Genomic DNA, 25,055 nt, shown 5'->3' on the forward strand with positions numbered 1-25,055 from the left:
ACGAGGTGGTGGACGAGCTATGAGCCAGGAACAACTCCCCGAGGCGTGGCGCGGACGACGGGTGGGGCTGCTCGATGCGCTGCTTCGGTGCCGCTGGTGGGTGAGGGAGCGGCATGCGCTGTGGTTCGTCACGGGCTTTGAAAGCGTCGATTCTCTCCTTCCCATGAGCCGTGGATGGCTCGCGCATACCCATTTCAATGGAGGGCACGATCTGGCCTGGCAGGAGTTTCTGGAGTGGTACCAGGGCACTCAGGGCGAGCCCTTGCTCCAGGACTGGTACGTCAAGCCTCTGCGCGATTGCGAGGGCGACCACGAGAGCGCCGTGTTGGTGCTCCTCGATCTCGTCGCCACATACGTGGAGCGATTCGGCCCGACTCCAAGAGGCCGCGCCAGTGCCACGGATGAGAGAGTCGCCGCGACTTATGGGCCTCTGCCCAATGCGTGGGGCGGGCGTCAGGTGGAATTGTTGGATGCGCTGCTGTGGTTGCGGCAGCGGATGCGCGAAGGACGGGAGCTGTCGTTCTTGACGGGGCAGGACACCGTGGAATCGCTTCACTCCTTCACCCTGGGTTGGATCCAGAACTCCGTCTTCAACCAGAGCAAGGACCTGACGGTAGCGCCCTTCCAGGACTGGCTCCGGGACGTCAAGAAGGAGGCCCCGGGCGAGGGCTGGCACGTCAAATACCTTCAGGACTGCCAGGGCGACCACCGGAAGGCCGCCCTGAAGTTCCTCGACTTCGCCGCCGAGTTCAGGGCGTCGCGGTGAGTCGTCCGCCGGCTCAGTGCACCCCGCCCATCATCCGCCGGATGGGGCGCACGAAGAGCGACAGCACCAGGCCCGCGGCGATGGCCACGGCGGCCACCGCGCCGAAGAGCTGGGGCAGCGGCATCGCCTCGAACTGTCCCGCCACGCGCCCGGCGATGAGGTTGCCCAGCGACATGGACATGAACCACACCCCCATCATCTGACCCACCGCCCGCTGCGGGGACAGCTTCGTCACCGTGCTCAGTCCCACCGGGCTGAGGCTCAGCTCTCCGAGCGTGTGCAGCAGATAGGTGAGCACCAGCCACAGCGGGCTCACCTGCCTGCCTCCCGCGGCCGCCAGTGACGCCATCACCATCACCCCGAAGCCCGAGCCCAGCAGCACCAGTCCCATCGAGAACTTGGCCGGGCTGGACGGCTCGAGTCCGCGCTTGTTGAGCCACACCCACAGCCAGGCGAACACCGGCGCGAAGCTGATGATGAGCAGCGCGTTCACGGCCTGCAGGTAGCTCGCCGGCATCTGCCAGCCGAAAATCGTCCGGTCCGTGAGCTCGCGGGCGAAGAGGTTGAGCGAGGAGCCCGCCTGCTCGAAGCCCGCCCAGAAGATGGCCGAGCAGATGAAGAGCACGCCGATGACGGCCAGCCGCCGCTTCTCCGTGGCGTCCAGCCCGCCCGCCGTGAACTGGAAGGCGAAGAAGGCGAGCGCCAGCGTCACGATGATGAGGCCGCCCGCGTTGGCCAGTCCCACCGCCGTCGTCAGGTCCACCACCCCGAGCCACTGCAGCACCACCAGCAGCCCCACCAGCACGCCCACCACCGCGAGCCCCATCGTGCGCGAGCCGCCGCGTTCCGCCTGTCCCGGAGCCGGGGGTTCACTCGGGAGCTTCTGCCCCACGTTGCCCAGGTGCTTGCCGCCCAGCAGGTACTGGATGACGCCGAACACCATGCCCACGCCCGCGGCGCCAAAGCCGAGGTGCCAGTTCACCTTCTCCCCCAGGTAGCCCACCAGCAGCGGCGCGATGAAGGCGCCGATGTTGATGCCCATGTAGAAGATGGAGAAGCCCGCGTCCCGCCGCGCGCCACCCTCGGGGTAGAGGCCGCCCACCATGGTGCTGATGTTGGGCTTGAGCAGCCCCGTGCCCATCACGATGAGCAGCAGTCCCAGGAAGAAGAAGAACGTCCCGGGCAGCGCCATGCTGAAGTGACCCAGGGCGATGATGATGCCGCCGTAGAGCACCGCGCGCCGCTGGCCGATGATCCGGTCCGCCAGCCACCCGCCCGGCATGGCGGCGAGGTACACGCCCGAGGTGTACAGGCCGTAGATGGCCCCCGCCTTGTTCGTGTCGAAACCCAGGCCCCCCTTCTCCACCGCCGCCGTCATGAAGAGGAAGAGCAGCGCCCGCATGCCGTAGTAGCTGAAGCGCTCCCACAGCTCGGTGAAGAAGAGCGTGGAGAGTCCGCGCGGGTGACCGAAGAAGCTCCCCTGCTCCGGCCGGGAGGACGGGCCTCCGGGGACGAGGGGGACGGCCGGGTCGTTGGCGGACTGCGGTGCGGGGGTCTGGTTCATTCCGGGCTCCTGGGCCCGGACTCTACCCGCGAAGGCGGGTCCGCGCTCAGTCCTCCTTCGGGGCCGAGGCGACGGCGGCGAAGCGGTCCCCGTACGGCGGCACCTCGCGATGGTCGATGCGGCACACCAGCACCTGCGGCCGGCGCTCCTCGTCCGCGCGCTTGAGCACCTCGGGCAGCAGCTCCGCCAACTGGCCCGGCCGCGTCACCTCGTAGGCCCGCGCGCCCAGCGACTCGGAGAACTTCACCAGGTCCGGATCTCCCAGGCTGAAGTAGGGATCGTCCAGCGCGTACTCGCCCCCGGACTGCGCGTGCTCGCCGTGGTTCACCATCCCCAGGTAGTTGTCGTTGAGGACGATGTAGACGGCCCCCACCCCGTAGCGCACCGCCGTGACGAGCTCCGTGCCATTCATCAGGAACGAGCCGTCCCCGGTGAGCGCGATGGCCGTGTTCTCCGGCCTCCCCACCTTCCCGCCGATCACCGCGCCCATGGACCAGCCCATGGAGGACAGGCCACACGGGTAGAACACACGGGCCGGCGGGGTGATGCGCAGACAGTGCGTGGCCCAGCCGGTGCAGTTGCCCATGTCCACGTACAGGTCCGTGTTCGCGTGCAGGTGCGGATTGAGCTCCTGCATCACGTGCTGCGGCTTGAGCGGACCGTCCTCGGGCAGCACGGGCGTGGCCAGGCGGTGGGCCAGGTTCAGCGTGTTGAGGTGCTGGCGGCGCTCGCGCACGTGCGCCTCGTTGCCCGGCGCGGTGCCGTGGCCGAACTCCACCAGCCCCGCCACCACCGAGCCCACGTCCGCCACGATGGGCAGGTTCACCTGGAGGAACTGGCCGATGACGGACGGCGTGGCGTCCACCTGGATGACGGTGTGCGCCGCCTCGAAGAGCGCGGAGAAGCTCTTGGTGGCCCACTCGCCCAGGCGGCTGCCCAGCACCATCAGCACGTCCACGCCCTCGGCCAGGTACTGCTCCGCGCGCTTGCTGCCGGCGATGCCCAGCACGCCCAGCGAGAGCGGATCCTCCTCGGAGAACAGCCCCTTGCCGCGCAGGCTGGTGGCCACGGGGACGCAATAGCGGCGCACGAACGCGGCGAACTCGGCGCCCCGGCTCTCCAGCGCCTCGCGCGCGCCCGAGCCCAGGTACACCAGCGGCCGCTTCGCGTGACGCAAGAGCTCGAACGCCGTGTACACCTCGGAGGCCGGCGCCGCGGGCAGGGTGCCCTTCCAGCTTCCCGGCGCCGTGGGCACGCTCACCTTCGCCAGCTTCTGCCGGGCGATGTTGGTGGGGATGCTCACGTGCACCGCGCCGTGCGGCAACGCGTGCGCCGTCTTCAGCGCCCGCTCCAGCAGCCGCGGGAAGCTCTTGGCGTCCACGATGGTGGTGCTCGAGGCCGTGCAGTGGCGGAACATCTCGTTGGTGTTGATGCCGCCCTCGTCGGTGCTCTCCTGGATGGCGCCCAGCCCGAAGCGCTCGGTGGACACCTGCCCGCTGATGGTGAGCAGCGGCACCTGATCCAGGTGAGCCGAGGCCACGCCCGTCATGGCGTTGGTGGCTCCGGGGCCGGCCGTCACCGCGCACACGCCCAGCTTGCCCGTGGCGCGCGCGTACCCGTCCGCCATGAAGGCCGAGCCTCCCTCATGGCTGCCGATGATGAAGCGGATGCGCGCCTGCCGCCGCAGCGCCTGCACCAGCGGCGCGATGTTGCCCCCGGGGATGCCGAACACCGCGTCCACCTGCTCCGCCTCCAGGTGCGCCAGCAGCGCCTCGGCCACCGTGAGGTCCTCGTACGTGTGGAAGGAGCGCAGCGCCATCCGCGCCTGCGGCTCCTCCTGCCGCGCGTTCGGCTCCGCTCCGGCCGCCTCCATCCTCCCGTCCCTCAACCCCTCCCTCACGGGGCTCATCCCCTGTGGGAACAGGGCGCTGGTGCTCTCTCCACGGAGTACGGCACTGGTGAGGGACTTGGCGAGGGCGGGCTGGGACACGGGCTCCCCTTTCTTCTTCGACGTCCGGGGTACGCGCTTCCCCAGAACAGCGGGTTTGTGGACCTCGCTTGGATCTCAGGTACTGAGAAGGCGAGGCTCGCGTGCGCGCGACGCGGTGTGTCGGAGGGTGACAGCTTCGCAAATTACCCCAGTTTCTCCAGCGATGAAAACAATTAAATTAAAAGTTTTCAGGCTCGCTGGATTTTGGATGTGGTAGGGGCGCGCGGCCTCCGTCCAACCCCTTGAATTTCCGAGCGGAAGGGAGTTCGGGCTAAGCTCCGCGGTCCCATCGGGGCTGATCGGGGCGCGAGGGGCGTCCCCAGCAGGAACACGAGGCAAAGTGATGCCTGTCCCACAAAACGTCGTCACGGACTACGGCTTCCGGGTGCATGCGCCCGGGTACATCACTCCGGCGGAGGCGCGTGCCTGGTTCGAGGATCTGCGCTCGCGGGTGGTGGCGCTCGAGGGCAAGTCCTTCGGGTTGCTGGTGGACTCGAGATCGCAGAAGGCCAACCCGCCGGACACGCAGGAGCTCATCAAGGAGTCCATGGTGTGGCTGCGCGGCCATGGCATGGAGCGCTCGGTGGTGGTGTTGGACAGCACGGTGGCGCTGATCCAAATCCTCCGGCTGGCGAAGGCCACGGGCGTCTACGCCTACGAGCGCTACCTGGACGCGCTGAAGGATGCGGAGTGGGAGGCGAAGGCGGCGGATTGGATCGTCCGCGGCATCGATCCGGATCTGCCGCAGCCGGCGCAGAAGCAGGCGCGCTGAGCGCGGAGGGCCGCTGCGATGGCGCGTTATCGGTATCCCTGCACCGGCCCGGTGGAGACGGAGGGCTTCGAGCACTTCGTGGCGGGGCAGTTGGGCCCCGCGAGGGCGAACCTGAAGGCCTTCGCGGGGGCGCTGGGCGAGCGTTTTGGTGCGAGGCACCTGGCGCTGGTGAACTCGGGCAGCTCGGCGAACCTGGCGGCGGCGCTCGCGTTGGCGGAGCGCACGGGCCCCGGGGCGCACGCGGTGACGGCGGGCTTCACCTTTCCCACGACGGTGTCGTCGCTGCGCACCGCTGGTTTCGCGGTGACGGTGGTGGACACGGAGCCGGGCGGTTTCTGCATCGATCCGGAGGCGGTGCGGCGCGCGCTGCGGCCGGAGACGCGGGTGGTGTGCGTGACGCACTTCCTGGGCTTCCCGGCGGCGCTGGAGGCGTTGCTGGAGCTGGCGCGGGAGCGCGACCTGCTGGTGCTGCAGGACGCGTGCGAGACGATGGAGCTGCGCATCGGCGGGAAGCCGGCGCACGCGTACGGAACGCTGGCGACGTGGAGCTTCTACCACCCGCATCATCTGTCCTCGTTTGGAGGGGGCGCGGTGGTGTGCCCGGACGCGAGCTGGCAGCGGGTGGTGGAGTCGGTGACGCACTGGGGCCGCGAGTGCACCTGTCACTATGACCCGGGTGCGTGCACGGCGCCGCCGGGCATCCACCACAACTTCCACTACGTGCGCCTGGGGCACAACCTGGAGCTGTCCGAGCTGAATGCCTGCTTCGGGCGCTTCCAGCTGCGCGAATGGGAGGCGCACGAGGCGAAGCGGCACGCGCACTACGCCACGCTGTACGAGGCGCTGCGGGACGAGCGGAGCCTGACGGTGTACGCGGCGCCGAGGGACAATGGCTCGCCCTTCGTGTTCCCGTTCACGGTGAAGACGGGGAGCGCGGCGGGGCTGGCCGAGCGGTTGATGGGGCGCGGGGTGGAGGTGCGCACGTTGATGGGCGGAGCCATCACCCGGCAGCCGGCGTGGAAGGATCTGCCGCACGATGGGCTGGCGAACTGCACGGCGCTGGCGGAGGCGTCGCTCTTCGTGGGCATCCACCAGACACTGATCGCGGAGGACGTGGCGGCGGTGGCGCGCATCATCGCCGAGGAGTCGCGGCGGTGAGCTGGAGGCGGGCGCTGGCGTTGGCCTCGGCGCGGCCGCTGGACTTCACCATTCAGTACCCGCCCTCGCGGGAGTACTTCCGCGAGCGCTTCACGTCACCGCCTGGAGCGGGCGTGTCGCTGGAGGCGCTGAAGCGGGTGTTGCTGTACGTGCACGTGCCCTTCTGCGAGGCGAAGTGCTTCTACTGCAACTTCGCGGTGGACCTGCGGAAGGGCGCGGGGGTGCACACGCGCTACGTGGACGCGCTGTGCGCGCAGCTCGAGCGGCTGGACGCGGCGCTGCCCGCGAGGTGCACGGTGCCGGGCATCGACATTGGCGGGGGGACGCCGACGCTGCTGGCGCCGGAGTTGCTCGGCCGGGTGCTGGAGGCGTTGCGCCCGTGGAGGCGGCGGTGCGAGGGGACGTGGCCGGTGTCCATCGAGACGACGCCGCGGGTGGCGGCGACGGACGGGGAGCGGCTGGCGGTGCTGAAGGCGGGTGGGGTGGATCGGGTGTCGATGGGGTTGCAGAGCACGAATGACGAGACGCTGGCGCAGGTGAACCGGCGTGCGCAGCGCAACCTGGGCGAGCGGGCGGTGGAGGCGCTGGCGGCGGTGGGCTTCCGGCGGGTGAACGTGGACCTGGTGTTCGGGCTGCCGGGGCAGACGCGGGAGCACTGGTGGAGGGACTTGGAGCGGGTGACGGCGTTGCCGGTGGACTCGGTGACGACGTACGACTGCCTGTACCGGGGAGCGGGACGCGCGATGCCGAGGCTGACGGCGGTGCGGCCCACGCCGGAGGACTACGGGGCGCTGTACGACCTGGCGTATGAGCACCTGACGGCGAACGGCTTCCACGCGCCCTATGGCTCGGTGAACTTCTCGCGGCACGCGGGGGAGACGGGGACGTCGCCGTACTTCGAGGGGCGGCTGCTGGACGGACTGCCATACGTGGGCGCGGGCAACTACGCGTCGAGCCTGGTGGGGCCGCGCTGGTGGTTCGCGCCGTACGAGGTGGACGCGTACGTGGAGGCGGTGGAGGGCGGGGCGGTGCTGCCGGAGGAGGACGGGTACACGCTGCCGGACGCGGAGCGGTGCGCGAAGTACGTGCTGCTCTCGTTGAACTTCGGGCGCATCGACCCGGTGCGCTTCCGGGCCTTCGCGGGCGTGGGGCTGGAGACGATGTACGGGCCCCAGTTGGAGCACGCGCGGCGGGTGGGCTGGCTGCGCGAGGAGGGCGGGGTGTACGGAGTGGAGCCAGGCCGGTTCCGCGAGCTGCCGTGGATCCGCGCCCTTTTCTACACGCCGGGAGCGGTGGAGTGGCTGTCCGGACGCACGCCACTGCCGGAAGCATTGCGGACCACGGGTTGAGCCCGCGTAGTCTCGGGCGTCATGAAAGCCCTGCACCGCAAAGACCTCTACGGCTGGTCCGTCTTCAACGAGGCGCGCAACCTGGACTTCCACAGCGTCCTGTGGGTGCGCCCCGAGGGCAACGTCGTCATCGATCCGCTCCCAATGTCCACGCACGATGCCGCGCACCTGCGCTCGCTCGGGGGCGTGGCGTGGGTGGTGGTGACCAACTCGGAGCATGTCCGCAACACCCGCGAGCTGGTCTCCGGGTTTGGCGCGAAGGTGGCCGGCCCCCGCGCCGAGGCGGACACCTTTCCGCTCCAGTGCGACCAATGGCTCGCCACGGGTGATGAGCTCGTCCCCGGGCTGAAGGCGGTGGAGCTGCACGGCTCCAAGACTCCCGGCGAGCTGGCCCTGCTCCTCGAGGACACCACGCTGGTGACGGGGGACCTGATTCGCGGCCACATGGGCGGCCGGCTCAACCTCCTGCCGGAGGCGAAGCTGAAGGACGCCAGCCGGGCCCGCGCTTCGGTGCGTGAGCTGGTTGCCTCATGGCCGCGCATCGACGCGGTGCTGGTGGGGGATGGCTGGCCGGTATTCCGTGGCGGGCGCGCGGCCCTGGAGGAACTCGCGCGGGCGTTACAGGGGTGAGGTGCGCGGAGTCCCGAGCAACTCCAGCGTGCGCACCGCGACATCGACGAGCGTCTGCGCGCACGGGTAGCAGCCTCCACCGCAGCACTGGGGCCACTCGCCCTCGGGGTCGCGCAGGAGGGGATGGACGCAGCCGCGGTAGGTGAGGGGCAGCCCGAGCTCGTCGCACGCCTGCCGCAGCGCTTCCTGGACGCGGGGGTCTCTCACATCGCTCACCCCGAGGGTGTAATCGCCCGCTATCCCACCCGCAAGGAGTCCCGGCCGCCCTCCCAGCGGGAAGGCGTGCCGTGGCCCGCTGTCACGCATCGCGGAGGGGAACGGGGTCAGACCTGCCCTTCGAGGGAGGCCGGTGGCTGCTCGGGCCGAGGCCCCTCCACTTCCCGCACCGCCGGCCACAGGTAGCCTCCCAGGCTCACCAGAGCCATGAGCAGGCCGGAGAGCACGCAGAGCAGCGCCATGCCCGCTCCCGCGCCCGTGCCCACCCAGCCGCCAAACAGCTCCGTCAGGGCTCCGCCCTCCCTCATGCCCGGCTCCAGGACGTGGTCCGCCAGCGGGCCGGCCAGCAGGGGCGCGAGCGGCACGGCCAGCCACGCCACCAGCCTCCTCGCCGCGAACACCCGGCCTTGGATGTCCGGCGCCACCTGCGCCTGCCAGAGCGTCTGGTTGCAGGTGCTGCTCACCGCGGCCACCAGCCCGAGCACGAACATCGCCGTGCCCCATGCCGGCAGGTTCCGCCCCAGCCCCAGCAGCACCTGGCCGAACAGCCCCGCGATGATCCAGCTCATCAGCACCCCGTGCACCCGGCGCCGGGGTCCTCCCCATGCGCTCATGAGCACTCCACCCACCACCCCGCCCAGTGCGCCCATGGACTGCACCGTGCCGAAGACGAGCCCGTTGTTCCCCGTGCGCAACAGCAGCAGCGGCGCCAGCACCGTGAAGCCCATGCCCACCACCATGTTGCCCGCGAACACCACCAGTTGCAGCCCCAGCAGGCCCGGCCGCGCGGCGATGTAGCGGAAGCCGTAGAGCGACTCCTCCAGCATGCTCCCACGGGCCCGCCGTCCCTCGGCGGTGGCTCGCGGTGCTGGCACGTGCACCAGCAGCAGCGTGCCCACCGCCACCAGGAAGGTGAGCACGTCCAGCACCAGCAAGCCCCGCAGGTGGATCAGCGGCAGCAGCGCCCCCGCCAGCAGCGGCGCCAGTACGCCCGGTCCCGCCTCCACCAGCGACATCATCCCGTTGGCCCGTCCGTGCTGCTCCTTCGGCACCATCGTGCTCACCGCCGCGGACCAGGCGGGCCACTGCAGGCTCTGGAAGGCCCCCATCACCGCGTTCACCACGTACAGGTGCCACGTCTCCAGCCATCCCAGGGACTGCAGCACCAGCATCGTCACCGTGCCCAACCCCGCCCCCAGGTCGCTCGCCACCATCAGCCACTTGCGGTCGTAGCGGTCCACCAGCACCCCGGCCAGCGGAGACAGCAGCAGCAGCGGCGCCATGTAGCAGGACTGCGTCAGCCCCAGCGCCGTGGCGCTCCCCGTCCGCTCGTACACCCACAGGGTGACGCCAAACGCCGTCATCTGCGTGGCGAGCACGGACACCACCTGGCCCAGCCACGCCGCCGTGAAGCCCCTCATGCCGCTCAGTCTCGGAGTCCGCTCAGACACGCTGTTGCCTCGCCGCTCGCATGCCACGAGCGCCACCGGGGGCTCACCTGGAGTGCTGGCGCGGCCGTACTCTACAAGTCCGGTGCAACACGAGCCAGCCCACCCAGGTCCCTCGAGGCGTTCGACGGGGTGGGGCTCACACCGCGTAACACGCCTTGCGCGCCACCCAGCGGACCACATCCATCGCGCTGAGCACTCCCACCACCTTGCCTTCGGCGGACACCACCAGCACGCGGTGGACTCTCGCGGCCGCCATCACCGCCGCCGCCTGGGGCACCGTCGTTCCCTCCCGCACCACCACGGGCGAGGCGTTCATCAACTCGGAGGCCGTGGCTCCGGCGCGCTCGGGGTGCAGCCTCGGCGTGTCCTCCTCTCCATCCGCGGTCCGCAGCAGGTCCGCCCGGCTCACCACGCCCACCAGGCGCTCGTCCTCGTCCAGCACCGGCACGCCGCTCACCTTGCGCGTGGCGAACAGCTCCGCCAGCTCCTCGGCGATCACCTCCTCGTCGACGCAGTAGACGTCCTGGGTCATCAGCTCGTCCACGCGGGTGTGCTCGAGCAGCGGGGACAGCAGCGGCTCGTAGGCGTCGCTCGGAGGAGGAGCAGGCGGCCGCACCTGGGGATGGCACTGGAGGCGCTCGGGCCCGGCTGCTCCCCGCTGGATGTGCTCCAGGTGTGGGCAGCCTTCGCACGTGTCCAGCTCCACCACGTGGTGGGAGTCCGGACACTTCACCGTCCAGCGGACCTCCTCCTCGTTCTCGCCGAGCCCGGTCGACACCCGGTGGATGGACAAGCAGGTTTCTTCCGTTTCACGCAGATCCTTCATGGGCAGCCTCCCCCCGGCCATGCCGGGCGCAAGACTTGCGCCTCCGGATGGGCCAGGAAGGAGTTGAGCAAGCCGCGCGCCACCGCCTCGCGGGAGTAACCTGGGGGCCCCTCGTTCCGGAGTCGCTCGATGACGTTGTTGGACCGTCGTGCAGTCCTCACCTGTCTGCTTGCCCTGAACCTGGCGTGTGCCACGGCCCGCACCGCTCCCACCGGCGCGGAGTCTCCCCGGCTGCTCTCCTGGTCCCAGCAGCTCGATGTCCGCGAGGCGTGGCTGAAGAAGCGCCATGAGTTGATCCTGCCGATGATGCGCCAGCACGGCGTGGGCATGTGGATCATCGTGAACGAGGAGTTCCACGATGATCCGCTCACCCAGTACGTGGCGCCGCCGCGGCCCTACGCGGGCATTCGCGATGTCTTCGTCTTCATCGACGCGGGTGAGCAGGGACTGAAGAAGGTCGCCCTCCCGGCCTACGAGGAGGAGAACCTCGCCCGCTTCTTCGAGGTGCCGCCGCAGACGCGGGTCTACAAACAGGTGTTGGGTGAGCTCGAGAAGCAATACCGGCCGGCCACCATCGCGCTGGGAATCGGCGGCAGGCGCGCGGTGACGCACAGCCTGACGCGGGATGCGTACACGTACCTCGTCGAGGCGCTGGGGCCCGAGGCGGAGGCGCGCTTCGTCAGCGCGGCGCCGCTCATCGAGGAGTACCTGGACACGCGCATCCCCGAGGAGCTGGAGCACTACCGCACGCTGGTGGTGCTCACGGAGCGGATGGTGAAGCGGGCCTTCTCGCCGGAGGTGGTGAAGCCGGGCGTCACGACGGTGGGAGACGTGCGCCGCTGGCTCTATGACGAGCTGGGACGGTGGGGCGTGGGCACCTGGTTCCAGCCGGACCTGCGCGTGCAGCGCAAGGGAATGGGCTACGGCTCGTCGCGGGGCTTCCTCGCGGTGGCGAAGGAGGACATGGTCATCCAGCGGGGAGACCTGCTGCACGTGGACTTCGGCATCAGCTACCTGGGCCTCCACAGCGACTGGCAGAAGATGGCCTACGTGCTGCGCGAGGGCGAGAAGGACGCCCCCGAGGGCCTCAAGCGGGCGCTGGCGAACACGAACGCGCTGCAGGACGCGATGGTGAAGGAGTCTCGTCCGGGGCGCCTGGCCGGCGAGGTGTACGAGGCGGTGATGGCCACGATGAAGGAGAAGGGAATCGTGCCCCAGGTGTACTCGCACCCGCTGGGCAACCAGGGGCATGCGCTGGGCGCTTCCATCGACTTCCGCTCGGCCAACCGCAAGGACGAGCCGAGGAAGCTGCGCGAGGGCTCGTACATCTCCATCGAGCTCAACACGCGCACCCCGGTGCCCGAGTGGGACGGCGAGGAGGTGTACGTGATGGAGGAGGACCCCGCGCACCTCACCGCCGAGGGCTGGCGCTTCTTCGTGCCCCGGCAGGAGGCGTACTACCTCATTCCGTAGCCGCCTCGCGCTCGAGCCCCCTCAGCGCGCGTAGATGCGCTTGTGGTCGCGCGTGCCCTGGTAGCGGAAGCCCTCGCCCGGCGTCTCCTCGGCGGGCTTGTCGTCCAGCTTCTCGCGCGCGGCCATGATGGCCTCGTACTCGGGGATGCTCAGCGCGCGCCGCTTCTCCAGCAGATTCTCGAGGCCCAGCGCCTTCACCCGCGCCTGCGCCTCGGGCTGTACCACCGCGCTGAAGAACTCCGCGCACGAGCCGCTGCCGTACGAGAACAGGCCCACCCGCTTGCCCGTCAGCTCCTCGCGCGAGCACGACAGGAGGCTCGCCAGCGCCAGGTACATGGAGCCCGTGTAGATGTTGCCCACCTGCGAGGGCAGCACGAGGCTCGGGCCCACCAGCCGATCGAAGCTCGCGTCCGGCTCCTTGTCCCCATCCAGCGTGCGCACGTGCCGGTGCGCCTTGCGCGACATCTTCCCGTACGGCACGTGGTACACGAGCGCCGCGAAACGGTCGCTGTACGCGCCCTCGCCGCCCGCGTCCTCCGCCGCCTCCTGGTAGGCCCTGTACGCCCCCTCCAGCGCGTCCAGGTAGCACTGCACCGAGTAGTGCCCGTCCACCACCGCGTCCTTCGAGTAGAGCGGCCGCCAGAAGTCCATCACGTCCTTGGCGTACGCCCCCGTCTTCCCGGCCTCGAAGGCCAGCAGCTTCGGCTTGTCGGACACCAGCAGGGCCACCGCGCCCGCGCCCTGCGTGGGCTCACCCGGCGTGCCCACGCCATAGCGCGCGATGTCCGAGCAGATGATGAGCGCCTTCTTCCCCTTGGCGCTTCCCGAGCGCACCCAGTCCATGGCCAGCAGCAGCGCCGCCGTGCCGCCGTAGCAGGCGTGCTTCGTCTCGAAGACGCGGCAGCGCGTGGACAGCCCCAGCAGGCCCTGCACGTACGAGGACACCGGCTTGGAGTGGTCCACCGCCGTCTCGGTGCCCACCACCAGCATGCCCACGTCCTCCGCGGTGCACCCGGCCGCCTCCATCGCCATGCGCGCCGCGCGCGCCGCCAGCGTCACCGTGTCCTCCTCCACCAACGGCACCGCCATCCGCGTCACGCCCAGCCCATCCACGTACTTGCCCGGCGCCACACCGCGCGCCCTGGCCAGCTCCGCCAACTCCACGTACGTGGGCGGTACCGCGATACCAAGGCTCTCCAGTCCTGCCTGCATCCAGCACTCCTTCAATTCTTCAGTGGGGGAACACCGAAGGTTGGGGGGAGAACAGTCTGACCCATCGGCCGGGTGCGTTTCCACCCCCCGCCGGCCCCTTTGTCCTGGTGACAAGGTGGGTGCATGTGGCCTGGATTCGTGGCCCGGGCTGGGAGCCGGGGCCGAGCCTGTGATAAAGTCAACTCTTTTGAGCTCAAACGGAGTCGAGGGAATGCATTTCGAGCTGGCCTTCGTGCTGCTCTTCTCCATCGCGACGGCGGTGGCGATCGCGGCGCGCTACTTCAAGTTCCCGTACACGGTGGCGTTGGTGGTGGCGGGGCTGGTGCTGGGGACGGCGCATGCGTTCGAGCCGCCGCACCTCACCAAGGAGCTGCTCTTCGCCATCATCCTGCCGGGGCTGCTCTTCGAGGCGGCCTTCCACCTGGAGGCGCAGAAGTTCTGGAAGAACAAGCTGGCGGTGCACGCGCTGGCGGTGCCGGGCGTGGTGGCGGCCATCGCGCTGACGGCGGCCATCCTCGCGCCGGTGGTGGACGGGCTGCACTTCGTGCAGGGCTTCACCTTCGTGCACGCGCTGGTGTTCGCCTCCATCATCGTGGCGACGGATCCCATCGCGGTGGTGGGCCTCTTCAAGTCCCTGGGGGCGCCCAAGCGGCTGGCGGTGCTGGTGGAGGGGGAGAGCCTGCTCAATGACGGCACGGGCGTGGTGCTCTTCACCCTCATCCTGGGGGTGGCCATGGGCGGTCAGTTCACCGTGGGCGGCGCGGTGGTGGACTTCGTCCGGGTGGCGGGCATGGGCGCGCTCATCGGCGGCGCGGTGGGCTACGCCGTCGGCCAGGTCATCCGGCGGGTGGATGACGCGATGGTGGAGATAACGCTCACCGTCATCGCCGCGTACGGCTCGTTCGTGGCGGCCGAGCACTTCCACTACTCGGGCGTCATCGCCACGGTGGTGGCGGGCATGCTGTGCGGCAACTGGGCGGCGCACGTGGGGATGAGCCCCACCACGCGCGTGGCGGTGGAGAGCTTCTGGGAGTACCTGGCCTTCGCGCTCAACTCGGTGGTGTTCCTGCTCATCGGCCTGGAGGTGCAGGTGGGCTCGCTGCTGGCCTCGTGGAAGCCCATCCTCGTGGGGTACGTGGCGGTGATGGCCGGGCGCGCGCTGGTGGTGTACGGGGTGTCGGCGCTGCTGCGTCCCACCTCCGAGCGCATCCCCTGGAACTGGAGTGCGGTGCTCACCTGGAGCGGGCTGCGCGGGGCCGTCTCCATGGTGCTGGCGCTGGGTCTGCCGGCGGCCTTCCCGCACCGGGAGCTGCTCGTCAACATGACGTTCGGCGTGGTGGTGCTCTCCATCATCGTCCAGGGGCTCACCATGGCGCCGCTGCTGCGGCGGCTGGGCGTCACCGGGCTCAAGGACGCCTATCAGGAGAAGTACGAGCTGGCGCGGGGCCGGCTGGGCGTGCTCCAGGCCGCGCTGGCCGCGCTGGAGGCCATGCGCCGCGAGCGGGAGATTCCCGCGGACGTGCTGGAGCGGATGCAGCGGGACTACCAGGAGAAGACGGCCACCGCCGAGCAGGAGCTGGCCGCCCTCAAGCAGCAGACGACGCGCTTCCATGAGGAGGAGCACCAGGAGGCGGTGCGGCGGGTGCTCATCGTGGAGAAGGACGCGCTCCTGAAGAGCTATCAGAAGGGCGCCATCGGCAAGGACGCCTTCGAGCACCTGCTGGCGGAGCTGGACGAGCGGCTCGAGAAGGCCAAGGCCGCCGAGGGGCACGTCCCCTCCCCGGAGGAGCCTCCCGCCCGCCCGGACGCGGTGGGGACCTGAGACCGTAGGCTCGCGCCGGGCTCCGGGGTTATGAAGGAGCCCGTGCCCGAGATCGATCGCCTCAGTCCCACGCGCCGGCCGGACGAGCGGCCCGTCATGTACCAGAGCTGGCGCCACCTGCTCTTCCTGCACTGGCCGCTGCCGCCGGAGGTGATGGCGCCGCTGCTGCCGCCGGGCCTGACGCTGGACACCTTCGACGGCCAGGCGTGGGTGGGCCTGGTGCCCTTCACCATGCGCGGCGTGCGGCCCCGGGGCCTGCCCGCGGTGGGTTTCCTGTCGGACTTCCACGAGACCAACGTGCGCACGTACGTGCACTTCCAGGGGAAGGACCCCGGCGTCTGGTTCTTCAGCCTGGAGGCCGCCAATGCCATCGCGGTGCGGCTCGCGCGGGCGTGGTTCAAGCTGCCCTACCAGTACGCGCGCATGGAGCTCACCGTGGGCGGAGCAGGGGAGTCCTTCGCCTACCGCTCCGAGCGCCTCTGGCCCGGGCCCACGCCCGCCACGTGCGCCGTGCGCTGCACGCCCCGGGGTCCGGCCGCGCCTTCGACACCGGGGACGCTCCAGCACTTCCTCGTCGAGCGCTACTTCCTCTACTCCACCGCGAGGGGCTCGCTCTTTCGCGGCCAGGTGCACCACCCGCCCTACCAGGTGCGCGGCGCGGACGCGGAGGGCCTGGACGAGTCGCTCCTGGCGGCCGCTGGCATTCCCCGTCCCGACGAGCCTCCGATGGCGCTCTTCTCGGAAGGCGTCGACGTGGACGTGTTCAGCCTCCGGCGCGTCTATTAGTGCTGCTCGGCGTTTCTCATGGGTCGTTGGGGTTACGTCCGGTGCTCATGGTCCCATCCAGGGTGACGCTCAATCTTCTTCGTCGGGCAGGAGCGCGAGCAGCAACTCGTCGTCGGGCCCGCGCGGGAGCCATCCGGGAGGCGGCGGTGTGGCGAGCAGTGAATCGCCTGCCTTGTCAACGCGCTCCTTATGGGGTTCAGGAGCGCAGGCAAACCATGTGCCGAGCGCCACGGCAACCTTGAGGCGGTTTTCGTCGTCCAGCACGGCCGGCCAGCCATTGGGGAGACGCTGAGACAGTTCACGCACGAGCAGGCTGCGCACCAGACGCGTGACCTGCTTGCGCCGCTTCGCTTCGGCCAGCAGTCCGCCGAATACCTGCACGCCCGCGAGGTCGTCCGGCCCCAGCTCCTCGGCCAGCGCCACCAGCGAAGTGGTGGGGCGCGCCTCGGCGAAGGCGGTGAGCGAGTCGTAGCCCCGCTCGCGGACTCGCTCGTACAAGCGCACCTTCCAGTTACCCTCCCAGGAGCGTCCGTCGGTCATCGCTCATTTCCCACGACAGCGGACGAAGTTCATCGGGATGTCGTAGAACCTCATGCGATCCGCGACGACCTCCAGGATCGTGTTCCGCGTCAACATCCGGCCGGCCTTGGACTCAGCGAGGACGCCCGCGCGCACCAACTGGCGCATCATCTCCACCCACTCGGCGGAGACGACCATCCGCGTCCCCATCATCACCCCGTTGGGGCCCACCATGAGGCCCACGCCGAGCGTGACGGGCGCCGCCGCGCGCAGCGCGGGCAGTGTGAACTTCAGCGCCGACAGGAGGGTGAGCGCCTCCATGGATTCCTTCAACACCAGCGCCGCCTCGAGGACTTTCGCCCCCTTGTTCATGTCCTCGAGGAGCGCGGCGAGCTCGCGCGTGAGGTGGCCCACCAGGGCGGGCATGTCCCGGGCCGCCGCCTCCACCTGCTCTGGCTCCAACGAGGAGAGCGCCGTCATGGCGGGCTCCAGCATCTTCCGCCAGCCGTCCATCCTCATGAAGAGCGCCTCCACGCTATTGAGGCGCCGGGAGAGTGCCGCGTCGGTGAGGGTGAGGAAGTCAACCCATACGGCCAGCAGCATGGAGCCCATCATGGCGGCCTCCAACCGTGGGCAGGCCAGGCGCAGCAGGGCGAGCTGCATGTCCGGGTCCTCCACCTGCGACGCCTCGGCGGCAAGGTCCGTGGCGGCGGCGAGCTCGGCGTCAATCCACCGCAGTTGACGTTCGCCGTAGTCGACGTAGCGGACGAAGATGCCATTGCCCACGCCGGCGATGCCCAGGTCGCTGGCCTCGAGTCTGGAGAGCTCGCCGGAGAGGCGGCGCGAGGAGGCGGACACCTCGCGCAGGGCGCTGAGAGAGGCCAGGTGGGTCGCGAGGGCGCTCTGCCACCCAGTGGCGTCGGAGCCGTCTGGGCCCGCCGCGGCCACCGCTTCCCGGGCGCCTCGGCGGCGGTGCAGCCGCTCCGGAGACTCGGGCTCAGGAGAGGGGGGCTGGGAGTCGCGGGTGGGCGGAGGCTCCTCGCCCGGCCCTCCGGCCACCGCGGGCCCGGTGGCGCCTTGCGGGGAGTAGTGAAGGCTTCGCCCCAGCCCAGGTGGTGGCGTCAGCGACACACAGGCGTTGGACAGGAGTGCCAGGAAGAGCAGCAGCCCCGTCCCCCTCGCCCCTGACGAGTCAGCGCGCATGGTCCACCCCCAGACCCATGGATGCGAAGGCGCCCGGGCGCAGCGCGCCCATGCCTTCCGGAAACAGCAGCGCCGGTCCAGAGGCTTCAAGGTGCGTGAGGTAGCGCCACCTTCCACCCGGGGATGCGGACTGTGGTGGCTCTGTTTTCCCGGCGGGCGGATCTTGCGGCGCTTCCGCCCACGACAGCAGCAGCACCAGCCGTGTCACCGTCATCCGCGCCTCCGATGGATGACGCCCATTCTAGCGACTGCTTCGGCAAATCAGCTTGCAGCAGAGGTGAAAAGGTAGCGTGTGCTTCTGGAGGACGGCTCGCGGGTCTTCGCCCAGCTAGCAGGAGCCGCAGTCGGCCGCGCAGCTCTTGGCGGTGGTGCCGGTGCCGCAGCTCTCCGTGGCCTGGCACACGCCGTCGCCGCAGGTATAGAAGTCCGAGGGCTTCATGCGCGTGGTGATGGGCCGGTAGGTGACACCGTTGTAGGTGCACGAGGTGTAGAAGGTGTTGGTCCCGTCCCGGGTGCAGTAGTTGGAGCAGCTGCCCACGTACGTCATGGGCGTGCATTGCGAGGCATTGGGCGAGCCGGCGAGGCCACACGCGCGCGGGCTGCTCTGGCTGCTCGTCAGGCTCAGGCCGTCGTTGCCGCCGTAGACGCCGGTGCTCCCGTCGAAGAGGTTGCCGAAGAAGCACGCCTCCTTGACGTTGTAGTCCGCCAGCTCCTGCGTCGTATAGGTGATGGTGTTGCCGGCCCCGTCCAGCCCCAGCAGGGAGATGGTGACGTTGATGCCGAACTTGTTGGCGTGCGCCGCCATGCAGCCGGACACCACCTGCAACTCCGCCGTGGTGGCCGCCGAGCCGCTCGCCCAGCCCGGAGCGAGTCCCAGCAGTCCATTCCACGTATAGGTGGTGCCCCCGCCCGTGTACGAGCGCGTCTGGCCCGAGGGAACCGCGCACGCCACCACGTACTTCATCACCTCGTTGCGCACCGTCGGGTCGCCCTGGAACCAGCTGTCGAAGCTGCTCGCCGCCAGCCCGTTGAGGCTCAGCCCGTTGAGGCTCAGGCCATTCAGGCTCAGCCCGTTGAGGCTCAGGCCATTCAGGCTCAGCCCGTTGCCCACGATGATCTCCTGGGCCGTGCTCCCCCACTCCTCCTTCCCGCCCATCTCTTCTGGCAGCCCCTCCGCCGGTCCGCACCCCACGGCGCAGGTCAGCACCACTGCCAGGAACTCCCAACCGTTGCGCCGAGACTCGAAGGTCTTCAACAGCATGGTCCACCCCCCTGGGAACGGATGACGCGGGATATGTCGCTCTGCCTTTCACTCCCCCTCGTGGAGCCCTTCGGGATTCCAGCCCGACAAGCTGAACTCCACGCCATCAGTGTGACTACTGATATGGATGAAAGAAAGGTCAAACCCGTGAAAACCGTCTAGTCGGTCAAAATTGAGACACCTGAAACGTCGGTCATGGGCAACCGGCCCACCCGCGACGTCAGACAGTGAATGGCGTTTCACGTCCTGTCCGTGGACGCGCGAAGACGACGCGAGGCGCGAGGCCTCACGCCGTCTGGGATTGAGAGAGGGGAAGGGGAGTTGCTACCGGCCCGCGTCAGCCGGCCAGCGGCAGGGAGCAGGCGCGCGCGGCCGAGGGGGTGACGCCGAAACCGCTCGCGTCACGCACCACCCAGCCAGCGATGTCCGCCAGGGGACCCCCGGTGATGTCGAGGCCCTCGGGGCCGCGCCGCGCATCCACCTGGCCCACGTGGACGCAGGCGTGGACGCTCACGCGCGTGCCGGCCGCGAGCTTCCGCGCGCGCTGGTGCAGCTCGCGCGCCTTCTCCAGCAGCTCCCGGGCATCCGCGTGCGAGGCCTCGTCGAGCGGGCACACGCCCAGCAGCGCCATGCCCGTCTGCACGGCGAGCACGAAGCCCGCGGCGCGCAGCTCCTGCTCCAGGCCGTCGAGCACCTCGGAGACGGCGGCATACGCGGCGTCATCCTCGGCGCCCTCCTCGAGCACCACCTCGGCGTGCAGGGCGAAGGCGCGCACGCTGCGGCCCTGCGCCGTCACCTTGCCCGGGCTCGCGGGGGCCACCGCCTCGCGCAGCGCGGCGCGGAAGGAGGCCACGTCCGGGAAGCGCCGCTCCGCCTCCTTCTCCAGGCAGCGCAGCACCACCGCGTCCACCGCGGGCGGCACGGGCACCTCGCTGCTCGGCCGCGGCGCCGGTGCCTCCAGGTGCATCCGCTCCACCTCCAGCCGGTCCTCGGACTGGAAGGGGTAGTGGCCCGTCAGCATCTGGTACAGCAGCACGCCCAGCGCGTAGATGTCCGTGCCGGGCCCGATGTGGCCGCTGCGGAACTGCTCGGGCGACATGGCCTGCGAGGTGCCCAGCCGCTGGCCCGCCACCGTCAGCCCCTCCTGCCCCGGCTCCGGGTGGATGAACTTGGCGATGCCGAAGTCCAACAGCTTCACCACCGGTGACTCTCCCTCGGACACCACCGCCACGTTGCTCGCCTTGAGATCGCGGTGCACCACGCCCGCCTGGTGCGCCGCCTCCAGCGCCGCGCACACCGGCTCCAGGTACGCCAGCGCCCGCTCCGGCGACAGCCGCCCGCGCTCCTGCAACAACTGGCTGAGCGTGCGCCCCGGCAGCAGCTCCATCACGTAGTACGGGCTGCCGTCCTGCAGCATGCCGAAGTCGTACACGTCCACGATGTGCGGGTGGCGTATCTGGTTGACGACCCGCGCCTCGCGCACGAAGCGCTGCAGCATCTCGCCCTGATCCGTCAGGTGCGGATGCAGCACCTTCACCGCGGCGCGCCGGCCGAGGATCCGATGTTCAGCTTCGTACACCGCGCCATGACCGCCCGAGGCGAGCACCGCCTTGAGCATGTACTCACCGGCGAGGGCACCAGGAGCGAGCTGCACGCGGGCGGGCTGCTCGCGAGGCGGCGTCCGCTCGGTGCGGGGGAGGATGTGAAAAGTGCTATCCGTGTCCGCCATTGCTTCAAGTTTACCACCCCTGGAAGAGGGCCTCCGGAGGGGGGCCCCCCTCTGTCGAGCGCACGGCACTTGGGTTACCCTCGTGGCACGAGGTGTCCACTGGTGGATGGATGGGCGCGCGAGACACCGGGAGGGTGAGGTGCCCCGGGCCCCGACTCTGCGGGATACTTTCTCGGCTGACGAAAAACTCCTGCCCCCGGGAAGAGCATGGCCATGAAGATGGTGGACGATCTCACGATGTGCGGAGGGCCCGCGAAGCCGCTCCAGTCCTCGGAGAGCGCGTGCCTCATCCTCACCAGCACGACGACGCCGGCGGCGATCGGAAAGGTGTTCCGCATCGAGTCAGCGGAGCACGTGCTCGGACGGGGAGCGGACGCGGGATTCCAGATCAACGACCATGGTGTGTCGCGCCGGCACGCGCGCATCACCCGGGCGCCCGAGGGTGGCTTCCACCTGGCGGACCTGGGCTCCACCAACGGCACCTACCTCAATGGCGTCCGCATCGCGTCCGCCGAGCTGCACGAGGGGGACCGGGTCCAGATTGGCACCGTCACGGTGCTGCGCTTCTCCATGCGCGAGCTGGTGGAGCAGGGCGAGGAGCAGCTGCGCCAGGCCCTGAGCGCGGCGCGCGTGGGCATCTGGGATTGGAACGCCGTCACGGGCGCGGTGACGTGGAGCGAGCAGGTGGACCGGCTGCTGAGCCTGCCGGTGGGCTCGCTGTCGGGGCGCCCCACGGACCTGTCCGAGGTGGTGCACCCGGGAGACTTGCAGCGCGTGCGCGAGGCGCTGGCCACGGCGCTCGCCCAGCGCGTCCACCTGGACGTGGAGTGCCGCATCGAGCTGACGGGCGCGCGCGGCCGGTGGTTGTCCTGCAAGGGTGACGTGCTGTGCGACGAGACGGGCACCCCGGTGCGGATTACCGGCACGGTGATGGACATCACCGAGCGCAAGGTGGCCGAGCAGGAGCTGCGCCGCCAGGCGCTCATCTTCGAGAGCCTGTGCGAGGGCGTGGTCGTCACGGACCGGGCCGGGCGCATCATCGACTGGAACGCGAGCGCGGAGAAGATGTTCGGCCGGGGCAAGGCCGAGGCGCTCGGGCAGACGCTCTTCTCGCTGCTGCACCCGGGCGTGGAGGACAAGCGCACGGGCGAGGTGCTCGAGGCGCTGGAGCGCGACGGCCGGTGGACGGGGGAGATGGACTTCAAGCGGGCCGACGGCACGCAGAGCTACTGCGAGTCCGTGGTGGCGCCGCTGCGGGACTCGGAGGGCCGGACCATCGCCCACATCATGGTCCACCGCGACACCACCGAGCGCCGCCTGCTCCAGTCGCGGCTGCAGATGGCGGACCGGCTGGCGTCGGTGGGCACGCTGGGCGCGGGCGTGGCGCACGAAATCAACAACCCGCTGGCCTACATGCTCGTCAACCTGCACCTCATCTCCGAGGGGTTGGAGCGGCTGCGGAGCTCGCCGGTGGCGGAGACGGTGGAGCCGCTGCACCAGGTCATCCGCGAGACGGTGGAGGGCGCCGAGCGCATCGCCTCCATCGTGAGGGATTTGAAGACGTTCGCCCGGGGTCAGCAGGAGGACCGGCTGGGACCGGTGGAGGTGAGCAAGGCGGTGGAGCTGGCGTGCAAGATGGCGGACAACGTCATCAAGCACCGCGCGCGGCTGGTGACACAGTTCGAGCCGGTGCCCTCGGTGCAGGGCAACGAGTCGAGGCTGTGCCAGGTGTTTCTCAACCTGCTGCTCAACGCGGCGCACGCCATTCCCGAGGGAGATGCGAGGGACCACGAGATTCGCGTCGTCATCCGCGAGAGCGGCTCGGGCGATGTGGTGGTGGAGGTGCGCGACACGGGCGTGGGCATGTCGCCGGAGGTGCAGGCGCGCATCTTCGATCCCTTCTTCACCACCAAGCCGGTGGGCGAGGGCACGGGGCTGGGGCTGTCCATCTGCCACGGCATCGTCGACTCCATGGGTGGACGCATCAGCGTGGAGAGCCAGCCGGGCAAGGGGAGTTCGTTCCGCGTGAGCCTGGGCGTGGCGGGTACGCCGGTCGAGGTGCGGGCCGAGCCCGCGCCGGTGCCCACCGCGGGCCGCGCGCGCATCCTGGTGGTGGACGACGAGCCGTACGTGACGAGGGCGCTCCAGCGCTCGCTGTCGCCGGACCATGAGGTGGCCACCGTCAACGGTGCCCGGGCCGCGCTCAAGCTGATGGACCAGGGCAGCCGCTTCGATCTCATCCTCTGCGACGTGATGATGCCGGGGATGACGGGCATGGACCTGTACGCCGAGCTGAACCGCTCCTCGCCGGACCAGGCCCAGCGCGTGGTCTTCATGACGGGCGGGGCCTTCACGCCGAGGGCGCTGAGCTTCCTGCAGGAGGTGTCCAACCCGAAGCTCAGCAAGCCGTTGGATCTGCGCCAGTTGAGGGCGCTGGTGAGCCGCTCCGCGCAGTCTCCGGCCACGACGCCGGCACCGTCCTCGTCCGTGGCCGTGTTCCAGGGAGGCGCGAGATGAGTGAGCGGCAGTCCGGGAGCGCCGCGGCCGCCCCCGTGCTCGTCCTGGACGAGTCCTCGCCTCCCGCGCTCCACCCGGTGCCCGCCGTGGCGCCGGCTTCCAGTCCCCCCGAGTTGACGGCCCGTGCGCTGGTGGCCGGAGGGCTCATTGGCGCGGTGGTGGCCGTCACCAACGTGTACACGGGGCTGAAGACGGGCTTCTGGGAGTCGGGGTGCGTGTTGTCCTCGCTGCTCGCCTTCGGTGGCCTGTCGGCGATGGCCCGGCGTGGCCCGCCTGTCTCCCCGCTGGAGACGAACCTCTCCCAGACGGCCGCTGTCTCCGTGGGCGCGGTGCCCGCCACCGCGGGACTGCTGGGCGCGGTGCCCGCGCTCGCCATGTTGGGGACACAGCCGCCCGGCTGGGCCGTGGCACTGTGGGGCGTGGGCCTGGGGACGCTCGGGGTGTTGTTCGCCTTCGCGCTGCGCCGGCGCCTGCTCGAGGACGAGGCCCTGCCCTTTCCCACCGGCGCCGCCACCGCGCAGCTGATCTCCACGCTGCACTCCACCGGCTCGGCCTACGCGGCGCGTGTCCGGGGCCTGTGGGTGAGCGGCCTGGCCTCCATGGGGCTCACCTTCTCGCGGGATGCGTGGGGCCTCGTGCCCCAGGCCTCGCTGCTGCCCGGAACGATGACGGTGGGCGGGCTGAGCGCGAACAGCCTGATGCTGGGCATCGGCTGGAATCCGATGATGCTGGGCATCGGCGTGCTGGTGGGCCCGCAGGCGGGGCTGAGCATCCTGCTGGGCTCGGCGCTCGCGTGGGCGGGACTGGCGCCCTGGCTGGTGAGCGAGGGAGTGGTGAAGAACGCTGAGTTCCCCACGCTCTCCGGGTGGCTGTTGTGGCCCGGCGTGGGGCTGATGGTGGGCGCGGCGGCCACGTCGCTCCTGTCCCAGGTGGGGGCCCTTCCTTCGGTGATGAGGGATTTGCGCAAGCTGGGCCAGGACGGGATGGGCTGGGAGTCCACGGCCGGCCGGTGGGTGGCGAGGGCGGTGCTCCCGGCCATCGTGCTCACCGGGGTGATGGCGTGGTTCGCCTTCCAGTTGAGCCCGCTGTACTTCCTGCTGGCGTTGCTGCTGACGTTCCCCCTGTGCGCGGTGTGTGCCCGGGCGACGGGCCAGACGGACATCGCGCCCATGAGTCCCGTGGGACAGCTCGCGCAGGTGGGCTTTGGTCTGGGCGTGCCGGGCCATCCCGGCCTCAACGTCGCGGCCGGTGGCGTGGTGTCGGGCGCCGCGTCGCATACCAGCGGCAGCCTGTGGTCGCTCCAGGCCGGGCGCCTGCTGGGGGCCAGCGCCTCGCGCCAGTTGCTCGTCCAGCTCCCGGGGGTGCTGCTGGGCGCCGCCGTGGCCATCCCCACGTACGCGTTGCTGGTGTCCGCGCACGGGCTGGGCTCCGAGACGCTGCCCATGCCCACGGCGCAGCAATTCAAGGCCGTGGCGGAGCTGGCCTCGAAGGGGCTGGGAGAGCTGCCCCAGTCCTCCGCGCTGGCCACGGGCCTGGGCTTCCTCGCGGGCGTGCTGTTGTCGGTGGGCGCGCGCGGGCGGCTGGCGAAGTGGCTGCCCTCGGCGGCGGCCATGGGCATCGGCTTCGTCGTGCCGGCCTACTACGCGGTGACGCTGTGCCTCGGGGCCCTGCTGGCCGCCGGGGTGGCCCGTTTCCGTCCCTCGGCCACGCAGACGGTGCAGTCGGCGGGGGCAGGCGCCATCATCGGCGAGTCCCTCCTGAGCGTCCTCATCGCGGCGCTCATCGCCGCCGGTCTCATCCACCCAGGGTGA

General features: G+C 70.1%; 21 protein-coding genes. 10 read left to right on the top strand and 11 right to left on the bottom strand.

Going from position 1 to position 25,055, the window contains the following annotated elements; translation table 11 throughout:
* Positions 1 to 163: 163 nt before the first annotated feature.
* Complete coding sequence (locus tag Q664_RS31855; protein ID WP_160174543.1) at positions 164 to 766, top strand: hypothetical protein; 603 nt, start codon at positions 164 to 166, stop codon at positions 764 to 766.
* A gap of 13 nt (positions 767 to 779) precedes the next feature.
* Here Q664_RS31855 and Q664_RS31860 read toward each other — a convergent pair whose 3' ends face one another.
* Both Q664_RS31860 and Q664_RS31865 read right to left on the bottom strand, forming a co-directional pair.
* Positions 780 to 2,330 carry a peptide MFS transporter gene (locus Q664_RS31860; protein ID WP_043404022.1) on the bottom strand — a complete coding sequence of 517 codons (1,551 nt, stop codon included), beginning with the start codon at positions 2,328 to 2,330 and terminating at the stop codon, positions 780 to 782.
* A 46-nt stretch (positions 2,331 to 2,376) separates the two neighbouring features.
* Positions 2,377 to 4,320: a thiamine pyrophosphate-binding protein gene (locus tag Q664_RS31865; protein ID WP_043404024.1), complete on the bottom strand. Its 1,944-nt coding sequence runs from the start codon at positions 4,318 to 4,320 to the stop codon at positions 2,377 to 2,379.
* Positions 4,321 to 4,663: 343 nt separating this feature from the next.
* On the opposite strand from Q664_RS31865, the gene Q664_RS31870 reads away from it, so the two are divergent.
* Genes Q664_RS31870 through Q664_RS31885 form a run of 4 tightly spaced genes read left to right on the top strand, consistent with a single transcriptional unit; the run spans position 4,664 to position 8,229 of the window.
* Entirely contained in the window at positions 4,664 to 5,092 is a 429-nt protein-coding gene (locus Q664_RS31870; RefSeq protein ID WP_043404026.1) for a hypothetical protein, read from the top strand.
* 18 nt (positions 5,093 to 5,110) lie between these two features.
* Positions 5,111 to 6,250: a DegT/DnrJ/EryC1/StrS family aminotransferase gene (locus Q664_RS31875; RefSeq protein WP_043404034.1), complete on the top strand. Its 1,140-nt coding sequence runs from the start codon at positions 5,111 to 5,113 to the stop codon at positions 6,248 to 6,250.
* The gene (locus tag Q664_RS52930; protein WP_052518923.1) at positions 6,247 to 7,599 is read left to right on the top strand and encodes a coproporphyrinogen-III oxidase family protein; all 1,353 of its coding nucleotides are present in this window, start codon (positions 6,247 to 6,249) and stop codon (positions 7,597 to 7,599) included. The genes Q664_RS31875 and Q664_RS52930 overlap by 4 nt, the downstream gene beginning before the upstream one ends.
* 21 nt (positions 7,600 to 7,620) lie before the next feature.
* Complete coding sequence (locus Q664_RS31885) at positions 7,621 to 8,229, top strand: MBL fold metallo-hydrolase (protein WP_043404036.1); 609 nt, start codon at positions 7,621 to 7,623, stop codon at positions 8,227 to 8,229.
* Here the strand turns inward: Q664_RS31885 and Q664_RS31890 are convergent.
* From Q664_RS31890 to Q664_RS52935, 3 genes are all read right to left on the bottom strand, one after another.
* On the bottom strand, positions 8,218 to 8,445 hold the full coding sequence (locus Q664_RS31890; protein WP_043404038.1) for a hypothetical protein: 228 nt from the start codon (positions 8,443 to 8,445) through the stop codon (positions 8,218 to 8,220). The two genes, Q664_RS31885 and Q664_RS31890, sit on opposite strands and share 12 nt — an antisense overlap.
* Positions 8,446 to 8,552: 107 nt before the next feature.
* On the bottom strand, positions 8,553 to 9,866 hold the full coding sequence (locus Q664_RS31895) for an MFS transporter (protein ID WP_043404040.1): 1,314 nt from the start codon (positions 9,864 to 9,866) through the stop codon (positions 8,553 to 8,555).
* 166 nt (positions 9,867 to 10,032) lie between these two features.
* On the bottom strand, positions 10,033 to 10,722 hold the full coding sequence (locus Q664_RS52935; RefSeq protein ID WP_052518924.1) for a CBS domain-containing protein: 690 nt from the start codon (positions 10,720 to 10,722) through the stop codon (positions 10,033 to 10,035).
* A 129-nt stretch (positions 10,723 to 10,851) separates the two neighbouring features.
* Between Q664_RS52935 and Q664_RS31905 the strand changes: the two genes are divergently transcribed.
* Positions 10,852 to 12,195: a M24 family metallopeptidase gene (locus tag Q664_RS31905; protein WP_043404042.1), complete on the top strand. Its 1,344-nt coding sequence runs from the start codon at positions 10,852 to 10,854 to the stop codon at positions 12,193 to 12,195.
* 21 nt (positions 12,196 to 12,216) lie between these two features.
* On the opposite strand, the gene Q664_RS31910 is transcribed toward Q664_RS31905, so the two are convergent.
* Positions 12,217 to 13,407, bottom strand: a complete 1,191-nt coding sequence (locus tag Q664_RS31910) for a hydroxymethylglutaryl-CoA synthase (RefSeq protein ID WP_043404044.1) — start codon at positions 13,405 to 13,407, stop codon at positions 12,217 to 12,219.
* 211 nt (positions 13,408 to 13,618) lie between these two features.
* Here Q664_RS31910 and Q664_RS31915 point away from each other — a divergent pair, with 211 nt between their 5' ends.
* Entirely contained in the window at positions 13,619 to 15,229 is a 1,611-nt protein-coding gene (locus Q664_RS31915) for a Na+/H+ antiporter (RefSeq protein ID WP_043404046.1), read from the top strand.
* Between the two features lie 42 nt (positions 15,230 to 15,271).
* Positions 15,272 to 16,015, top strand: a complete 744-nt coding sequence (locus Q664_RS31920; protein WP_235216955.1) for a YqjF family protein — start codon at positions 15,272 to 15,274, stop codon at positions 16,013 to 16,015.
* 69 nt (positions 16,016 to 16,084) lie between these two features.
* Here Q664_RS31920 and Q664_RS31925 read toward each other — a convergent pair whose 3' ends face one another.
* The 5 genes from Q664_RS31925 to Q664_RS31940 all read right to left on the bottom strand — a co-directional run bounded on the left by Q664_RS31925 (position 16,085) and on the right by Q664_RS31940 (position 20,727).
* Entirely contained in the window at positions 16,085 to 16,555 is a 471-nt protein-coding gene (locus Q664_RS31925) for a hypothetical protein (RefSeq protein ID WP_043404050.1), read from the bottom strand.
* Positions 16,556 to 16,558: 3 nt separating this feature from the next.
* Positions 16,559 to 17,737: a hypothetical protein gene (locus Q664_RS31930; RefSeq protein WP_052518925.1), complete on the bottom strand. Its 1,179-nt coding sequence runs from the start codon at positions 17,735 to 17,737 to the stop codon at positions 16,559 to 16,561.
* Positions 17,727 to 17,951: a hypothetical protein gene (locus tag Q664_RS58175; RefSeq protein ID WP_152622456.1), complete on the bottom strand. Its 225-nt coding sequence runs from the start codon at positions 17,949 to 17,951 to the stop codon at positions 17,727 to 17,729. The genes Q664_RS31930 and Q664_RS58175 overlap by 11 nt, the downstream gene beginning before the upstream one ends.
* A gap of 114 nt (positions 17,952 to 18,065) precedes the next feature.
* Positions 18,066 to 18,998 carry a hypothetical protein gene (locus Q664_RS31935; protein WP_043404054.1) on the bottom strand — a complete coding sequence of 311 codons (933 nt, stop codon included), beginning with the start codon at positions 18,996 to 18,998 and terminating at the stop codon, positions 18,066 to 18,068.
* A 337-nt stretch (positions 18,999 to 19,335) separates the two neighbouring features.
* Complete coding sequence (locus Q664_RS31940; protein ID WP_043404056.1) at positions 19,336 to 20,727, bottom strand: serine/threonine-protein kinase; 1,392 nt, start codon at positions 20,725 to 20,727, stop codon at positions 19,336 to 19,338.
* Between the two features lie 207 nt (positions 20,728 to 20,934).
* Here Q664_RS31940 and Q664_RS31945 point away from each other — a divergent pair, with 207 nt between their 5' ends.
* Positions 20,935 to 23,244, top strand: a complete 2,310-nt coding sequence (locus tag Q664_RS31945; RefSeq protein ID WP_043404058.1) for a serine histidine kinase EspA — start codon at positions 20,935 to 20,937, stop codon at positions 23,242 to 23,244.
* The gene (locus Q664_RS31950; protein WP_052518926.1) at positions 23,241 to 25,055 is read left to right on the top strand and encodes an OPT/YSL family transporter; all 1,815 of its coding nucleotides are present in this window, start codon (positions 23,241 to 23,243) and stop codon (positions 25,053 to 25,055) included. The genes Q664_RS31945 and Q664_RS31950 overlap by 4 nt, the downstream gene beginning before the upstream one ends.

Source organism: Archangium violaceum Cb vi76 (assembly GCF_000733295.1).
Classification (GTDB): domain Bacteria; phylum Myxococcota; class Myxococcia; order Myxococcales; family Myxococcaceae; genus Archangium; species Archangium violaceum.

What these genes read in the sequence shown, in the direction of transcription:
- Q664_RS31855 (WP_160174543.1), top strand. Translation starts at nt 164, where the DNA reads ATGAGCCGTGGATGGCTCGCGCATACCCATTTCAATGGAGGGCACGAT.
- Q664_RS31860 (WP_043404022.1), bottom strand. Translation starts at nt 2,330, where the DNA reads ATGAACCAGACCCCCGCACCGCAGTCCGCCAACGACCCGGCCGTCCCC.
- Q664_RS31870 (WP_043404026.1), top strand. Translation starts at nt 4,664, where the DNA reads ATGCCTGTCCCACAAAACGTCGTCACGGACTACGGCTTCCGGGTGCAT.
- Q664_RS31875 (WP_043404034.1), top strand. Translation starts at nt 5,111, where the DNA reads ATGGCGCGTTATCGGTATCCCTGCACCGGCCCGGTGGAGACGGAGGGC.
- Q664_RS31885 (WP_043404036.1), top strand. Translation starts at nt 7,621, where the DNA reads ATGAAAGCCCTGCACCGCAAAGACCTCTACGGCTGGTCCGTCTTCAAC.
- Q664_RS31895 (WP_043404040.1), bottom strand. Translation starts at nt 9,866, where the DNA reads ATGAGGGGCTTCACGGCGGCGTGGCTGGGCCAGGTGGTGTCCGTGCTC.
- Q664_RS52935 (WP_052518924.1), bottom strand. Translation starts at nt 10,722, where the DNA reads ATGAAGGATCTGCGTGAAACGGAAGAAACCTGCTTGTCCATCCACCGG.
- Q664_RS31905 (WP_043404042.1), top strand. Translation starts at nt 10,852, where the DNA reads ATGACGTTGTTGGACCGTCGTGCAGTCCTCACCTGTCTGCTTGCCCTG.
- Q664_RS31910 (WP_043404044.1), bottom strand. Translation starts at nt 13,407, where the DNA reads ATGCAGGCAGGACTGGAGAGCCTTGGTATCGCGGTACCGCCCACGTAC.
- Q664_RS31915 (WP_043404046.1), top strand. Translation starts at nt 13,619, where the DNA reads ATGCATTTCGAGCTGGCCTTCGTGCTGCTCTTCTCCATCGCGACGGCG.
- Q664_RS31925 (WP_043404050.1), bottom strand. Translation starts at nt 16,555, where the DNA reads ATGACCGACGGACGCTCCTGGGAGGGTAACTGGAAGGTGCGCTTGTAC.
- Q664_RS31930 (WP_052518925.1), bottom strand. Translation starts at nt 17,737, where the DNA reads ATGCGCGCTGACTCGTCAGGGGCGAGGGGGACGGGGCTGCTGCTCTTC.
- Q664_RS58175 (WP_152622456.1), bottom strand. Translation starts at nt 17,951, where the DNA reads ATGACGGTGACACGGCTGGTGCTGCTGCTGTCGTGGGCGGAAGCGCCG.
- Q664_RS31935 (WP_043404054.1), bottom strand. Translation starts at nt 18,998, where the DNA reads ATGCTGTTGAAGACCTTCGAGTCTCGGCGCAACGGTTGGGAGTTCCTG.
- Q664_RS31940 (WP_043404056.1), bottom strand. Translation starts at nt 20,727, where the DNA reads ATGGCGGACACGGATAGCACTTTTCACATCCTCCCCCGCACCGAGCGG.
- Q664_RS31945 (WP_043404058.1), top strand. Translation starts at nt 20,935, where the DNA reads ATGGCCATGAAGATGGTGGACGATCTCACGATGTGCGGAGGGCCCGCG.
- Q664_RS31950 (WP_052518926.1), top strand. Translation starts at nt 23,241, where the DNA reads ATGAGTGAGCGGCAGTCCGGGAGCGCCGCGGCCGCCCCCGTGCTCGTC.